Origin of the sequence: Campylobacter sp. CNRCH_2007_0968H (genome assembly GCF_025773245.1) — a bacterium.
In the GTDB taxonomy this organism is placed as follows: domain Bacteria; phylum Campylobacterota; class Campylobacteria; order Campylobacterales; family Campylobacteraceae; genus Campylobacter_D; species Campylobacter_D lari_D.
The window spans coordinates 67,308-82,813 of the sequence record NZ_JAKMTQ010000006.1 but is presented as its reverse complement, the minus strand read 5'-3'; the positions used below and the strand labels follow the sequence as shown (position 1 = coordinate 82,813).

Here is a 15,506-nt window from a genome sequence, read left to right as displayed (position 1 = left end):
CGATGAGAATATTATTATTTTGCTTGGTATTAAATCTAAGCGTTTTTGCAGCTACTATTAAAGAACTTACCAATGTAGTGGGTGTTAGAGATAACCAACTTATAGGATATGGTTTGGTTGTTGGTTTAAATGGAAGTGGAGATGGTACAAGTAGCGAATTTACTCTACAATCTATTTCAAATATGCTTCAAGGTATGAATGTAAAAGTTAGCCCAGGCGATATAAAATCAAAAAATACAGCAGCAGTAATGGTAACAGCAAAACTTCCTGCTTTTGCAAGAAGCGGAGATAAACTTGATGTAAGTGTAGCTTCTTTAGGTGATGCAAAATCTTTACAAGGTGGAACCTTACTTATGACAGCTCTAAAAGGAGTTGATGGAGAGATTTATGCAGTAGCTCAAGGTTCATTAGCTATAGGTGGACTTAGCCCAAGACCGGGTGCAGCAGGAACACACTCAACCTCAGCAAATGTTATTAATGGCGCTGTAGTAGAAAGAGAAATTCCACAAAACTTTAGTCAAAGCGAAGATTTGATTTTAAGCTTAAAAGAAGCAGATTTTAAAACAGCTAATAATATAGAAAGAGTTTTAAATACTATTTTTGACGCAGATATAGCAAAAGCTTTAGATTCTAGAACTATAAAATTAACAAAACCTGAAGAATTTTCTCATGTTGAATTTATGGCAAGAGTATTAGAACAAGATATAGCTTATACCCCAGAAAGCAAAGTAATCATTGATGAAAGAACAGGAACTATCGTTGCGGGAGTAAATATAGAAGTTGAACCTATATTAATTACTCATAAAGATATTACTATAAAAATTGATCCAAACAATACCGTAGCTTTAGGACAAAATGAAATCGATATGAAAGATGGTGGTATTTTAGACCCTGTATCTAATACTTTAAAAATCACAAACAATAAAACAACAGTAGCAAACATAGCTAGAATGTTAAATAAACTTGGAGCAGCACCAAATGATATCATAGCTATTATGCAAAATCTAAAAAGAGCTGGTGCAATCAGTGCTGAATTAGAGGTGATATGATGAGAGTTGATAATTATTTAGCGAGCAAAAATTACAGCAGTGAGCTTTATGAAAACATTACCAAGCATAATAATAGCTATAAGGCTGCTAAAAACTATGCAGATAGTGCTTTTAAAAATGATTTAACTCATATACAAGCATTAAATGATGAAGATAAAGCTTTAAAAGAACAAACCGATGCTTTTGAAGCTTTCTTAATCAAAAGTGTTTTGGATATTTCTTTAAAACAAGAAAATTCTTTATTTGGAAAAGATGCAAGTGATGAAATTTATTCATCTATGTATAATGATACTATGAGTAAAGCATTAAGTGGTGGTTTAGGTTTTTCAAAATTATTATTTGATTATTTAAAAGAAAGGCGTTAAGTTATTTTTTTAAGTGTCGATATGGTTCTTAGAGTTTTTCAATAGAACTGGAGGCTTAAAATGATAAACCCTATACATCAAAGCTATGTGGCTCAAGTTGCTACTAGCGATATAAATAAAACAGAAAACAAAGAAAATAACAAGGCAAAAGAAACTCAAAAGGTAGAAGAAAATAAGGCATCTTTTATTGCTTCACAAATAAAGAATGGCGAGTATAAAATAGACTTGCAAGCCACTTCAAAAGCAATAGTAGATTCTTTATTATAATTTTTATCCTTTTTTGGGTTAGTGCCTAAGAAAGGATAAAAAATGGTTAAACAACACTTAGACAAAACAAATTCTATTTTAGAAAAACTCATCAATCTTACTTTAGAAGATATAGCTCAAATTCAAGCTGCTAATCACCAACATGTTAGCAAAAGCGTAGAAGAAAAAACTAAACTTGTAAATGATTTTCAAATTGCTAAAAAAAATCTTGATAAGGCTTTAGTAGAACTTAGCAATCAAGGAAACAATAAGGGTTTAGACGAACTTTTAGATGATGAAGATAAAGAAAAACTTGCTCTTTTAAAGCAAAATTTAAACACCTTACATCAAAAAAATAAAGAATATGCTAAATTGGCTCTTATTATTAAAAATTTTTACGACAATCTTTTAAATACAATGTTTGAACAAAATGGAACAAATAATGCTTATGGGGATAATAAGACAATTCCAGATTCATTATTTAAGATCAATGTTTAAAGGCTAAGTCATGGGAATTTTTGATAGTTTATATACAGGGGTTAGTGGTATTAGAGCTGCTGAACTTCAAATCAATACCACAGGTAACAATATCTCTAATGCAAATGCAGTATTTTATACTAGACAAAGAGCGGTGCAAAGTTCAGGTATGTCTCTTGATAGAGGTGGCTTACACCTAGGAACAGGTACGCAAATTGATACTATTAAAAGATTACATGATGAGCATTCTTATTATGAGCTAAAAAACGCCACTACTCAACAAAACTATACAAATTATTTAGGACAAATTTTACAAGAAGCAAGTCAAAGATTTCCTGATATGCAAGGAACTGGTATTTTACAAGATTATAAAAATTACTATGATGCGTGGAATAACTTTGCTTCCAACCCAAGCGATGGAGCAAGTAAAATAGATCTTGTTAATAGTGCAAACACATTAGCTCAAAACATACAAAAAACATTACAAGATCTTAGTAAAATGCAACAAACAGTTAATGAGCAAATTCAACAAACCGTAGATGAGATTAATAACATTGGTCAAGAAATTGCAAATATTAATAAACAACTTGAAAATGAAGAAGTTTTACCTACCGATAATGCAAATCAACTAAGAGACAAAAGAGATGAACTTGAACTTAGACTTTCAAAGTTAGTTAATGCTGTTGCTTGGAAAGGAACAAGCTCTCAAGATAGTACTTTAGAATCTACCATGACTGATTCTGGAAGATATTATGATTTAAGTATTCAAGGTTTTAGTATAGTAAATGGCTCTAGCTTTCACCCTTTAAAATTAGATAATAACAACCCTAATGGTTTTTATCAAATTTATTATGAAGTAAATGATGAAAACCGCTATGATTTAACAAGCAAAATTTCAGGTGGGCAGCTTGGTGCTCAACTTGATCTTAGAGGTAGAAATTATGATGGCAATCATGATACTTACAGCGATGGAAAATTACAAGAGTATAAAGATATGCTCAATACCTTTACAAAAACACTCATAACTCAAACTAATAATGTCTATGCTCAAGCAGCAACCGATAAAGTAAATTCAGATGATTTAAAAGGTTTAAAATCTGATACTTCTTTAATGAGTTATGATAAAAACATCCAAGCAGGAAGCTTTGACATCACAGTTTATGATGAAAAAGGTAATGCAGTAGCTACTAGAACTATAAAAATAGATGTCAATACCACTATAGAAGATGTTATTAAACAAATCAATGCAGATATTGATGATAATAAAAATGGTCAAGGTGGTGATGATTTAAATGATTATTTTCAAGCCTTTTATCATTATGATGGAAAAAGTGATAGTGGAAATTTCCAAATCAATGGCTTAAAAAAAGGTTATAAAATAGCTTTTAAAGACAATGGCACAAATTTCCCAGGCGCTTTAAATGTATCTTCATTTTTTAATGGTCAAGATGCAAGTAGCATTAATGTAAATTCAAGCATTAGAAATGATCCAAATAGCTTAAAAGCAAGTTCAAACGGAGTTGATGGAAATAACGATGTAGCTAATGCTATGTTGCAACTTCAAAATCAAAAAGTAAATTTTTATAATAAAGATGGTACAGTAGATACTATGACTTTAGATGGATATTATAGAAAATTTACAGGCCAAATTGCTTCAGATGCTGAAAGCAATGGCTTTGCGCATGCGACTAATATGACGGTATTTAATACAGCTTATGCAGAATACCAATCAAAAAGTGGTGTAAATACCAATGAAGAATTAGCAGCACTCATACAATATCAAGCAAGTTATGGCGCTGCAGCTAAAATCGTAACTACCGTTGATCAAATGCTTGAAACCTTGCTTGGTTTAAAATCTTAATGCAAATTAAAGCTCTTTTAGATGAAGCAATTTTAAGCAAAAACACTCAAAAAGAGCTTTTTTCTCATCCTGATCCTTTGCAAATTGCAAGTGTTTATAAAGATGAAAATATAGCCTTGCTTTGTGCTTTATTTGCCTATGGGAATGCTAAAAATATTGTAAATTTTTTAAATAAACTTGATTTTTCCTTGCTTGAGAAAAGCGATGAGATTATTAAAAAAGAATGTAAAAATCTAAAATACCGCTTTCAAAACTCTCAAGATATAGCTCAAATTTTTATCACACTCAAGCGCTTAAAAAATGAAGATAGTATAGAAAATATTTTTACCAAAACTTATCAAAAAGAGCAAAACATAACACAAGCAATAAAAGCTTTCATAGAAACAATTTACAAGCTTAATCCTTATAAAAGTTATGGTTATGAATTTTTCTTTTCAAAAGAATTTAACATTCCAAAAGGTCCTTTAAAAAGATACAATATGTATCTTAGGTGGATGGTAAGAAAAGATGAATTAGATTTAGGTTTGTTTAAAAATATAGACAAAAAAGATTTACTCATACCCTTAGACACTCATACTCATAAAGTTTCATTAAAACTTAAGCTTTTAAAGCGTAAGATTTATGATTTTAAAAGTGTTTTAGAACTTACGCAAAGTCTTAAAAAATTCGATCCTACTGATCCTATAAAATATGATTTTGCTCTATATAGAATCGGACAAAACAAGGAAAGCTTATGGAGCTTGAATTAACTTATTATGTGATTTTATTCTTTGTTGCTGCTTTTGCAGGTTGTGTTGATGCGATTGTAGGTGGTGGTGGGCTTATTACCATACCTGCTTTATTTGCTTGTGGTATTCCTCCTCATTTAGCCCTAGCTACTAATAAACTTCAAAGCACCTTTGGATCACTCACTGCGGTTTTAGCTTATAGAAAATCTATGCATATAGAAAAGATAGCCTTGGGAATTTTATTTACTGCTATTGGTGCTGCCATTGGAACTTATGCAGTCTTACTAATAGATCAAAATGCTGTTAAAATTATTGTATTAATTTGCCTTGTTTTAATCTTTTTTTACACTATTTTCAAGCCTGATTTAGGCCATGTACATAATAAAGCTAAAATGAGTACTACAAGCTTTCAAATCATCTTTGGCTTGCTACTTGGTTTTTATGATGGTTTTTTAGGACCTGGTACTGGTTCTTTTTGGATTTTTGCTTGCGTGATATTTCTTGGTTTTAGCATGAAAAATGCAAGCATTAATACTAAAATCTTAAATTTTACTAGCAATGTAGTAGCTTTAGGGGTATTTTTATACTCTTATGAGGTGCTTTGGAAAGTTGGTATTTTAATGGGTATAGGCCAAATTTTAGGTGCTTTTATAGGATCAAAACTAGTCTTAAAAACGCAAGGAACTTTTATCAAAAAACTCTTTTTGATTATGGTTGCTTTAACTATAGCTAAAGTTGCTTATGATTATCTTGCTTAAATTTCTTGACTAATTTGCCACATAGGTAAAAATACACCCAAGGCTAAAACTAAAATCAAACTCGCCATAAAAATTGTCATCAAAGGCTCCAAAACACTCAAAAGCTTTTGAGTATAATTTTCTTTTTTATACTCATAAAACAAAGCAAGCCCATAAGTACTTTCGTCTAATTTAGAACTTTTTAAAGCTAAATTTAACATTCTTATTACAAAAGGCTCAAAAAGCTTTGTGTTAGAAAAAGCTTGAGCTAAATCAAGTCCTGATTCAAATGAAGTCTTTATAATAAACATTTTGTTTTTAAAGAATTGATTTTCTATACCTTCACAAGCAAGTTCAAAAGCTCTTTTTATATCCACCCCTGCTTTTAATAAATATGAAAAAATTAAGAAAAAACAAAATTTATCTTGATAAAATATTATTTTTCCAAAAATGGGAGAATAAAAAAGAATTCTATGAAAAAACAAAGATTTCCTAAAAGAATAAGTAAGTATTATAAAAAATCCTATATTTAATAAAATAATCATATAAAAATGACTAAAAAAATCAGCTATAATAAAAAGAATTTGAGTGATTTTTGGCAAATCCAATTCAAGTTGTAAAAATAAAGTTTTAAATTCAGGCAAAACTAAAGTTATAAGAATAAAAAAAGCAAAAATAATACACATAAAAACGAAAAGTGGGTAAGCTATAGCCTTTTTTAACTGCTTAAAACTATAAAGATTTTTTTCTTTTAAACTAATAATAATATCAAGAGCCTTATGTAAATCTTCTCTGCCATCACAAATTTTTAAAATAGCACATTCTCTAGAATTTAAAATATCTTTAAAGGCTTCATTATAAGAACTTCCATTATTGAGTTTATTATAAATTGTATTAAAAATTTTAATATTTTGTTTTTCATAGCTTGATTTTAAAAATTCTAAAATTGCTTCCTGTAAGCTTAATCCTGCCTTTAAGATCATATTTAAATCCTTAAGAATGAAAATAAGCTCTTCTTCTTTGATTTTATGTTTTATCGGTTTGAAATATTCTTCAACACTAATAATATTTACAAATGACTTTAACGCAAAATTTCTAGCTTCATATAAATTTCTAGCCCTTATTATATATTGTTTTTGCTCTTTATTTAATACATAAAAAATAACAAATTTTTTCAAAAACTAATCTTTCTTAACTCATCTATACTTGTTAAGCCAAGTTTTGCCTTTTCTAAAGCATCCATACCTAAAGTCAAAAAACCTTTTTTTAAAGCGTATGTTAAAATATTTTCATAATTTGCATTATTTTCTATCATATTTTTTAAATTATGATCTAAAAACAAAAATTCAGCTACCATCAAACGCCCTTTATATCCACTATACATACACTCAACACAACCTTTTGCTTTGTAAAATTTTCCTTCAAAAACTTGATTTTGAAAGTAAAATTTTTCCTTGTTAGGTTCTTTACATTCGCATAGTTTTCTTACTAATCGTTGAGCTATAATTAAATTAAGAGAATGAGCTATTAAGTATTCTCTTGCACCCATATGCTTCATTCTAAAAATAGCTTCTATAGCGCCATTAGTGTGTAGGGTACTTAAAACTAAATGTCCGCTTAAAGAAGCTTTTAAAACTATATCCAAACTATCCTCATCTCTAATTTCACCTATCATAATCACATCAGGATCGTGTCTTAAAACTGCTCTTAAAGCTTTGTGAAAATCAAATCCGGCTTTAGAATTTAAAAGAATTTGTTGAGCATATTTAAGTTTATATTCTATAGGATCTTCTAGAGTGATGATTTTTTTACTTTGTTCAATTTCATTTAAAATAGCATGCATAAAAGTACTTTTACCACTCCCTGTTGGCCCACAAAACAAAATCAGACCATAAGGTGCATTCGTGTGTTTTTTCAGCTGAATTAAATTTTCTTCTTTGATAAAAAGTTTATCAAGTTTTAAAACATATCCATCTTGTTTTAAAATTCTAAACACTATGCTTTGTCCAAATAATAAAGGCATAATTGAAACTCTAAAATCATATTTTTGCTCTAAAATGATTTTAGAAAAACTCCCATCTTGAGCTTGTCTTTGTTCAGCTACATTAAGCAAAGCAATAATTTTTACATGCATCAATAAGGCTTGGTATGATTTTGCATCAAAACTATGTATATATTTTAACTCTCCATCTATTCTAAATCTTATATATACTTCATTTTCTAAAGGCTCTAAATGGATATCACTTGCTCTTAAAAAACAAGCATAAGTTAAAATTAAATTCAAAAACTGCTCTAATAAAAATTCATCTTTATTTTCATCACTTTTCAAACTAAGCTCTAATCTATCAAGATGATTTTGAAATTTAATTAAAAATTTAACCCTTTCTAGCAAAAATTCAAATTGCGTAAAAACACAAAGAAAAATCTTGATAGTTTTAAAACGATATAAATTTTGTATTTTTTCCAAAACATTCTCTTCCAATGGTTTAAAGGAAGCTATATGGATATTTTCATCATCTTCATAAAAACAAAAAATATCATGTTGTTCTATTAAAGAAAAAGGCAAAATGTGAAGATATTTTTCAAAATCAAAAGTTTGATTTAAATTTAAAAATTCCATTTTATATTGAGAAGCAATTTCTTTTAAAGAATACTCACTTAAGTTTTTTAATTTTTGATGTGTATCACTCAAAATAAATCTCCAAAAGCTTTTCGTATTCTTTTTTAGCTATTAAAGCATCTTCATATCTTCCGAGTTTTATTTTAGCATTAATAAAAACAAGCCAAGCTTCTTTTTGCAATAAATCAAAATCATTAGCCTCTATAGCCCAAAAAACTGCTTGTTTGTATTCTTTATTTTGATAAAAATATTTTGCTAAATTTAAAGCATTTTCATAGTTTGGTTGATTAATGAATTTTTCATAAAATATGTTTTGATCGAAACTATTGTTTTGAATTTCTATAGCATTTAAAAAAGAAAAACATATTAAGATTTTAAAACATATCATCTTCATGCTGAAAACCTAGGTCTTTTAAACTTAAAATTTTATTATTAGTTTTTACTAAACTTGGTTTGATAATAAAAACTATTTCGCTAATATCTTCATAATTTTGTTTTCCTTGAAATAAAGCTCCAAAAAGTGGAATTTTAGATAAAATGCTTATTTCATTATGATTATTAATGGTATTTTTACTAATCAATCCGCCTAAAATTAAAGTTTGTCCATCATCAACCTCAACTACAGTAGAAAGCTTTTTTTGTATAGTATCTGGCGCTATATTTCTTGGTTTGCTTTGTCTATGATTATCAAAACTATATTTAAAATCACTCAAGCTTGGATTAATCCTAAGCATAATTTTATGATCATCTGAAATCTCAGGCAATATATTAAGTAAAATTCCTACAAAAATAGAATAATTATTATATATTTCACTAACTATTGTACCATTTTCTGTCCCTTTAGAACTTTCTTTTACTTGATAATTTATTGTATCGCCTATAGAAATAATAGCTTGCTGATTGTTTAAAGCCATAAGTTTTGGGTTAGAAAGTATAGTTGTTTTACCATTTTCTTGTAATAAATTTAAAATAGCTTTGGTTTCAATATTTGCTTTTAAGTTAATATTTCTAACACCATCTTTATTAATTATAAAATCATTATCATCACCATTAAGTTTAAAAGCGAGTTCTTGCCAATTAATTCCACTTGAATGATTTTTATTTAAATGCACGGCAACAATACTTACATCAATTAAAACTTGTTTTTTAAGTCTTTTATTTAAGTCATCTAAATATTTTCCAACTCTTGCAAGTTCATATGGAGTTGCATTTAAAGTAATAATTCCTGCATTAGTATTGACAATAGGTTTAGTTGTATTTTCATCCAACAAAGCTTGAATTTCTTCTGAAATTTTCTCCCAAAAATCAAATTTATCAGTACTAATAACTAAATTATCTACTTCTTTATAATTATCATAATCTCCTTGTTTTGGTCTAGAATCCACTGAAGCTTTAGTAATACTTTGTCCTTCTCTAATAGAACTTATATAATGCACTTTAAAAGTTTTAACTTGTTTTCCATAAATTTTTAAAGCATTTTTATCGTATTCATAAGCAAGATTGTTTTCCACCAATAAAAGCTTAAAAATCTCTCTTAAAGACATTTTCTTTATATGTAAATAATTTTGAGCATGCATTAATTTTTCTTGAGCAAAAATATCTTTAATAATAATACTAAAATCACACTCTCTTCCGAGTTCATTTAAAATTTCAAGCAAAGAAGTTTTGTCTTCTACTCTTATATTAAAAAAATGCTGATTACACTGCATGGCAAATACATTTGTAAAAAACAAAAAATTAATACATAAAAATACTATTTTTTTCATACAAATTTAAAACCATTATTTTTTCTTCCTTTTTTAATACAACTTGAGAATTTCTAATTTCAACTATTTTAAAACCATCAATATAATCGTTTAAAGCATACCACTTATCATTAATCTTAATCTTATTTGAAACAATAGCTTGCAAAGAAAAATTAGATTTTATATTTGTAGTCTTTTTAAAAAAAGGATCTTGAATTGAAATTAAATTATCAACATAACAATTTTGATTTAAAAATGGATAATTAACACCAAAAGCGTTAATTATCCATAAAACAAGAATAAAAATTCGAAACAAAATTAATTTTCATTGCTAAAATCAGCACTTGCTAAACGCTTAAGCTGTCTGTAACGACGTTGTGCCTCTGCTTTATTTTTTTCAAATAATTCTTTTGCTTGCTCAGGATTTGATTTTTTCAAAGAATTATAACGAACTTCATTCATTAAAAAGCTTTCATATAAATCCCAATCAGGTTCTTTTGAAGAAATTGTTAAAGGATTTTTACCTTCAGCTTCTAAACGCGGATCATAAATATAAGTTGGCCAATATCCACATTTTGTAGCTAACTCTGCTTGATTTCCTGAATTTCCAAGTCCACCTTTAATACCATGAGCTATACAAGGAGAATAAGCAATAATCAAAGAAGGTCCATCATAAGCTTCTGCCGCCATTACAGCTTTTAACAATTGTGCATAATTTGCATTAGAATTTACTTGAGCCACAAAAATATAACCATAAGTCATAGCAATTTGACCAAGATCTTTTTTCTGCACTGGCTTACCTGCTGCAGCAAACTGTGCTACCGAACCTGTTCTTGAAGATTTTGAGCTCTGGCCGCCTGTGTTAGAATACACTTCAGTATCAAGCACTAAAATATTTACATTCTCACCGCTTGCCAAAACATGATCAAGTCCACCATAACCTATATCATAAGCCCAGCCATCACCACCAAAAATCCAATGTGATTTTTTACTTAAATAGCTTTTAAGTTCTAAAATATCATTAACTGCTTTGATTTGCTTATTTTCTTCTAACAATGGAACTAATTTATCTCTTAATTCCAAAGAAACTTTAGAATCTTCTTTATTTGCAATCCACTCTTTATATAATGCAGAAAGTGCGTTAGGTACTTCTTGCATACTTTCATTCATTATGTGTTCTATTTTATGTCTTGTAGTTTCAGTTGCTATTTTCATACCAAGACCAAATTCAGCATTATCTTCAAATAAAGAATTGCCCCAAGCAGGTCCATGACCATTTTTATTGCTTTTTCTATATGGAGTTGAAGGAGCTGAGCCACCATAAATAGAACTACAACCCGTTGCATTAGCAACAATCATTCTTTCACCAAATAATCTAGTAATTAAAGTAATATAAGGAGTTTCTCCACACCCTGGACATGCTCCATGAAATTCAAATAAAGGTTGAGCAAATTGGATGCCTTTGGTATTTTCTCTATTTAAAATATTATCTTTATAACTTACTTTTTTGAATAAATAATCTGCATTTTCTTGCTCACCATGATCAAGCTCTTCACCTAGTGGTACCATCACTAAAGATTTTTCTTTGGTAGGACACTCATGCACACAAAGCTCACAACCTGTACAATCAAGCGGCGAAACTTGAATTTTGAAATTTAATTTTTGTTCTTTCACGCCTTTTGCATTTAAGCTGTGCTCTTTTACACCTGCTGGAGCATTGTTTAATTCTTCTTCATCAATCAAGAAAGGTCTGATAACTGCATGAGGGCATACTGAAGCACATTGATTACACTGAATACAATTAGTTTCTATCCATCTTGGCACCATAACACCAACGCCTCTTTTTTCATACTCAGTAGTACCATGCTCAAAACTACCATCTTCATAGCCCAAAAATGCCGAAACTGGTAAATCATCACCCTTAGCTGCATTCATAGGTTTTGCGATTTTTTCAACAAACTCAGTACCTTTATAAGCTATAGTTTCTTCTTTTGCTTCATTAGCTAAATTTACCCAAGAAGGATCAATATCAACTTTTACAAGTCCATCTGCACCTACATCAATAGCTTTATAATTCATTTCAACTATAGCATCACCTTTTTTACTATATGATTTATAAGCTAATTCTTTCATATATTTTTGCGCATCTTCAAAAGGAATGATATTAGCAAGTTTGAAAAATGCTGATTGCATAATCGTGTTTGTTCTACTACCTAGTCCTATCTCTCTAGCAAGTTTTGTAGCATTAATGATATAAAAATTAATTTCCTTTTGCGCTAAAACTCTTTTTACCGCATTTGGAATTTTTTCAATAGTTTCTTGCGCACTCCAAATACTATTTAAAAGGAAAGTTCCTCCTTTTCTAATACCTGCTAAAACATCATAAATTTCTAAATACGCAGCCACTGAGCATGCTACGAAATGTGGCGTAGAAACTAAATAAGTTGAAGTAATAGGTTTTTTAGAAAATCTTAAATGGCTTCTTGTGTAACCACCTGATTTTTTAGAATCATAAGCAAAATAAGCTTGCGCGTAAAAATCTGTTTTATCTCCTATAATTTTAATAGAGTTTTTATTTGCACCTACAGTGCCATCGGCACCAAGTCCATAAAATAAACACTCTATAGTACTTTCATCACCCAAAGAAATTTTCTCTCCCACAGGCAATGAGGTAAAGGTTACATCATCATTAATTCCTATGGTGAAACCATCTTTTGGATTTGCTTGATTTAGATTTTCAAAAACTGCTATTAACTGAGCAGGATCCACATCTTTTGAAGAAAGTCCATATCTACCACCAACGATTAAAGGTGCTTTTTCTTTTCCATAATATGCACTTTTTAAATCCAAATAAAGTGGCTCGCCTAAACTTCCTGGCTCTTTAGTTCTATCTAAAACAGCAATTTTTTCAACACTTTGAGGCATTACATCAAATAAATATTTTAAACTAAATGGTCTATATAAATGAACTTTTAAAACCCCTACTTTTTCACCTTTGCTACTCAAATAATCTACAACTTCTTTTAAAGCTTCAGTCACTGAACCCATTGCTACAACAACACGCGTTGCATTTTTATCCCCATAATACACAAAAGGTCTGTATTCTCTTCCTGTAATTTTTGAAATTTCTTGCATATATTCATTAACAATATCAGGAACAGCTTCATAATATTTATTTGCCAACTCTCTTGTTTGAAAATAAATATCATCATTTTGAGCCGTACCTCTTGTTTTTGGATTTTCTGGATTTAGACAGGAATTTCTAAATTCCAATAAAGCCTTACGATCCAATAAGCGATCAAAATGTGCATAATCCATTACTTCAATTTTTTGGATTTCATGAGAGGTTCTAAAACCATCAAAAAAATGCATAAAAGGCACTCTACCTTTAATAGCTGCTAGGTGTGCAACACCTGCTAAATCCATACTTTCTTGCACAGAATGCGAACAAAGCATAGCAAAACCTGTTTGTCTTGCAGCATAAATATCTTGATGATCTCCAAAAATAGATAGCGCTTGAGATGCTAAAGCTCTAGCTGCCACATGAATTACTCCAGGTAAAAGTTGACCTGCAATTTTATACATATTTGGTATTTTTAACAAAAGTCCTTGAGAAGCGGTATAAGTCGTGGTTAAAGAACCCGCTTGTAAAGATCCATGAACTGTCCCTGCTGCACCTGCTTCACTTTGCATTTCTACAACTTTAACTGGCACTCCAAAAAGATTTTTTTTGCCTTGAGAAGCCCATATGTCAGTATAATCAGCCATAGGAGAGCTTGGAGTGATAGGATAAATTCCAGCAACCTCTGTAAATGCATAAGCAGCGTAAGCTGCTGCTTCATTACCATCCATCGTTTTCATTATTTTACTCATTTAATCTATCCTTATAATTAAATAATTACTTAAAGTCAATAACTACTTTATCTTTAATTGTCTTAAACAATAATAAAAATTTTTTATTATTTATAGGTATAGAGTTTAAATGGGAAATTATCGGATATTTCTTATATATTTTATGGCTTCATAGGTATTTTTAAAAAGCGGAATTTCAAATTTAGCTAAACTTTCTTTACTTTCATAACCACTACTTACAGCCACAGGAATAATATTGGCATTTTGAGCAGCTTTTATATCTAAATGAGTATCACCTACCATAAAAGCATTTTCTTTGTTTTTAGAAAGTTTCTTCAAAGCTAATAAAATAGGCTCAGCATCTGGCTTTGGACAAGTCACATCGTCTCTACCTATAATAACTTTAAAATGCTCTCCTATACCTAAATGATCAAGTAAAGGTTTAGAAAATTTAGAACTTTTAGTCGTAACAACAGCTAAATCAGCAAATAAACTAGCCTCATATACACTTTCTTTTGCCAAAGGAAGTAAAGAAGTTTGTTCTATATAGATTTTTTGATATACATTTCTATAAGCATTAATATATTCACTTGTTTTCTCTTTTGCCACACCAAGCTTTTCAAAAGCTACATCCAAAGGAAAACCTATCAAAGCCTTAATAGCTTCATGATCTCTTAAAGGCTCATTAAAAGCTTTAAAAGCAGCATCAAATCCATCTAAAATGGCACTTGTAGAATCTATCAAAGTGCCATCTAAATCAAATAAAATTGTCTTTTTTAGCAAAGTTTATTCTTTAATAAAAAATTTTGCTTCAACGCGTCTATTTTGCGCACGACCTTCTTTGGTATCATTGCTTGCTTTTGGCTTTTCAAAACCATAGCCTTTAGTTACAATTTTTTCTTTAGCAACACCTGTTTTTTCAAGTTCCTTCGCTACGGCATTAGCACGCTCTAATGATAATTTTTGATTATAAGCCTTAGGACCTGTACTATCTGTATGGCCTTCTAAAATAGTATAGTATTGAGGATTTTCTTCTAAGATCTTACCCACTTCTTGAATTTTTTGAGCAAATTCTGGATTTATATTAGTCTGATCAAAACCAAAATGTCCCTCAAGGGCTATTGTTTTTTCACAACCTATATGATCAAGCAAAGCACCTTTTCTTGGTTCTGAACATGTTTTATCGATTTGTTTTACTTGTGGCTTTTCTTCAATTTGTTTAGTTTCAATATTAGGAGTTTTTGGAGCTTTATTGCCAAAATAAAAACTTAAACCAACACTAGAAATTAAATTATGTTCGCCATTGTTGAATTTAATTTGATCTCTTGCTTCAAGTCTTAAAGCTAAATCTTCTCCAAGCGCGAATTTAAAACCCGCACCATATTGAGCAAACATACCACTTTTATTTTCATAAGCCCCATGACTTAAATACTCATAACCTGTTCCTAATAATCCATATAAATACACATGATTAGCTAAATCAATTCCTTTAATAGCATTCACATAAAATCTTGAAACACTAGTATCTGTATGTGTATTATCATTTGGATTATTATATTTTGCATTATCATAATACTCTAAACCAAGTTCAGCTTGATCTATCCATAAATCATCATAGTGATAGCCAAATCTTAAGCCAACTCCACCATAATTTTTAAGATCTAAATTTCCTTCTGGTGTTGTATAGTTAAAGGTCGGGGTTATTTCTATTTTGCTAGCATCAAAAGCAAATAAAACACTAGCTAAACTAACTAAGCTTATAATTTTTTTCATAACAATCCTTATAAAATAAATTGAGCGATTATATAAAAAAGAAGATTAAAATA

General features: G+C 29.6%; 15 protein-coding genes. 7 read left to right on the top strand and 8 right to left on the bottom strand.

The annotated features are described in order from the left end of the window. Positions 1–2 precede the first annotated feature (2 nt). From L8Y18_RS04765 to L8Y18_RS04735, 7 genes are read left to right on the top strand one after another with little or no spacing between them, the layout of a single operon-like run. Positions 3–1,049 carry a flagellar basal body P-ring protein FlgI gene (locus tag L8Y18_RS04765; protein ID WP_133319373.1) on the top strand — a complete coding sequence of 349 codons (1,047 nt, stop codon included), beginning with the start codon at positions 3–5 and terminating at the stop codon, positions 1,047–1,049. Beyond that, complete coding sequence (locus tag L8Y18_RS04760; protein ID WP_207921002.1) at positions 1,049–1,414, top strand: rod-binding protein; 366 nt, start codon at positions 1,049–1,051, stop codon at positions 1,412–1,414. Before L8Y18_RS04765 ends, L8Y18_RS04760 begins: the two co-directional genes overlap by 1 nt. Before the next feature lie 60 nt (positions 1,415–1,474). Further along, positions 1,475–1,681, top strand: coding sequence for a flagellar biosynthesis anti-sigma factor FlgM (locus L8Y18_RS04755; RefSeq protein WP_133319374.1), 207 nt, complete (start codon positions 1,475–1,477; stop codon positions 1,679–1,681). Between the two features lie 42 nt (positions 1,682–1,723). Beyond that, on the top strand, positions 1,724–2,158 hold the full coding sequence (gene flgN / locus L8Y18_RS04750) for a flagellar export chaperone FlgN (RefSeq protein ID WP_133319375.1): 435 nt from the start codon (positions 1,724–1,726) through the stop codon (positions 2,156–2,158). Positions 2,159–2,168: 10 nt separating this feature from the next. Next, entirely contained in the window at positions 2,169–3,998 is a 1,830-nt protein-coding gene (gene flgK / locus L8Y18_RS04745) for a flagellar hook-associated protein FlgK (protein ID WP_263660511.1), read from the top strand. After that, a complete protein-coding gene (locus L8Y18_RS04740) occupies positions 3,998–4,747 on the top strand; it encodes a TIGR02757 family protein (RefSeq protein WP_133319377.1) in 750 nt (249 codons plus the stop codon). The genes flgK and L8Y18_RS04740 overlap by 1 nt, the downstream gene beginning before the upstream one ends. Beyond that, the gene (locus L8Y18_RS04735) at positions 4,732–5,484 is read left to right on the top strand and encodes a TSUP family transporter (RefSeq protein WP_220566448.1); all 753 of its coding nucleotides are present in this window, start codon (positions 4,732–4,734) and stop codon (positions 5,482–5,484) included. Before L8Y18_RS04740 ends, L8Y18_RS04735 begins: the two co-directional genes overlap by 16 nt. Here L8Y18_RS04735 and L8Y18_RS04730 read toward each other — a convergent pair. The 8 genes from L8Y18_RS04730 to L8Y18_RS04695 form a co-directional block, all read right to left on the bottom strand. Next, on the bottom strand, positions 5,481–6,641 hold the full coding sequence (locus L8Y18_RS04730; protein ID WP_263676378.1) for a type II secretion system F family protein: 1,161 nt from the start codon (positions 6,639–6,641) through the stop codon (positions 5,481–5,483). The genes L8Y18_RS04735 and L8Y18_RS04730 overlap by 4 nt on opposite strands. Further along, the gene (locus tag L8Y18_RS04725) at positions 6,638–8,155 is read right to left on the bottom strand and encodes a GspE/PulE family protein (RefSeq protein ID WP_263676377.1); all 1,518 of its coding nucleotides are present in this window, start codon (positions 8,153–8,155) and stop codon (positions 6,638–6,640) included. Before L8Y18_RS04725 ends, L8Y18_RS04730 begins: the two co-directional genes overlap by 4 nt. Then, entirely contained in the window at positions 8,148–8,477 is a 330-nt protein-coding gene (locus L8Y18_RS04720) for a CDC27 family protein (protein WP_133319381.1), read from the bottom strand. The genes L8Y18_RS04725 and L8Y18_RS04720 overlap by 8 nt, the downstream gene beginning before the upstream one ends. After that, on the bottom strand, positions 8,458–9,849 hold the full coding sequence (mshL, locus tag L8Y18_RS04715; RefSeq protein ID WP_263659500.1) for a pilus (MSHA type) biogenesis protein MshL: 1,392 nt from the start codon (positions 9,847–9,849) through the stop codon (positions 8,458–8,460). The genes L8Y18_RS04720 and mshL overlap by 20 nt, the downstream gene beginning before the upstream one ends. Then, positions 9,821–10,144, bottom strand: a complete 324-nt coding sequence (locus tag L8Y18_RS04710) for a hypothetical protein (RefSeq protein WP_263659499.1) — start codon at positions 10,142–10,144, stop codon at positions 9,821–9,823. The genes mshL and L8Y18_RS04710 overlap by 29 nt, the downstream gene beginning before the upstream one ends. Before the next feature lie 2 nt (positions 10,145–10,146). Further along, on the bottom strand, positions 10,147–13,701 hold the full coding sequence (nifJ, locus tag L8Y18_RS04705; protein WP_133319384.1) for a pyruvate:ferredoxin (flavodoxin) oxidoreductase: 3,555 nt from the start codon (positions 13,699–13,701) through the stop codon (positions 10,147–10,149). Positions 13,702–13,818: 117 nt separating this feature from the next. Then, entirely contained in the window at positions 13,819–14,463 is a 645-nt protein-coding gene (locus L8Y18_RS04700) for an HAD family hydrolase (protein ID WP_220566444.1), read from the bottom strand. Positions 14,464–14,466: 3 nt separating this feature from the next. Then, entirely contained in the window at positions 14,467–15,453 is a 987-nt protein-coding gene (locus L8Y18_RS04695; protein ID WP_220566443.1) for an OmpA family protein, read from the bottom strand. Positions 15,454–15,506: the final 53 nt, after the last annotated feature.

Coding starts and splice junctions, on each gene's coding strand:
- mshL (WP_263659500.1), bottom strand. CDS start 9,849: ATGAAAAAAATAGTATTTTTATGTATTAATTTTTTGTTTTTTACAAAT.
- L8Y18_RS04695 (WP_220566443.1), bottom strand. CDS start 15,453: ATGAAAAAAATTATAAGCTTAGTTAGTTTAGCTAGTGTTTTATTTGCT.
- flgK (WP_263660511.1), top strand. CDS start 2,169: ATGGGAATTTTTGATAGTTTATATACAGGGGTTAGTGGTATTAGAGCT.
- L8Y18_RS04765 (WP_133319373.1), top strand. CDS start 3: ATGAGAATATTATTATTTTGCTTGGTATTAAATCTAAGCGTTTTTGCA.
- nifJ (WP_133319384.1), bottom strand. CDS start 13,701: ATGAGTAAAATAATGAAAACGATGGATGGTAATGAAGCAGCAGCTTAC.
- L8Y18_RS04735 (WP_220566448.1), top strand. CDS start 4,732: ATGGAGCTTGAATTAACTTATTATGTGATTTTATTCTTTGTTGCTGCT.
- flgN (WP_133319375.1), top strand. CDS start 1,724: ATGGTTAAACAACACTTAGACAAAACAAATTCTATTTTAGAAAAACTC.
- L8Y18_RS04740 (WP_133319377.1), top strand. CDS start 3,998: ATGCAAATTAAAGCTCTTTTAGATGAAGCAATTTTAAGCAAAAACACT.
- L8Y18_RS04760 (WP_207921002.1), top strand. CDS start 1,049: ATGAGAGTTGATAATTATTTAGCGAGCAAAAATTACAGCAGTGAGCTT.
- L8Y18_RS04755 (WP_133319374.1), top strand. CDS start 1,475: ATGATAAACCCTATACATCAAAGCTATGTGGCTCAAGTTGCTACTAGC.
- L8Y18_RS04720 (WP_133319381.1), bottom strand. CDS start 8,477: ATGAAGATGATATGTTTTAAAATCTTAATATGTTTTTCTTTTTTAAAT.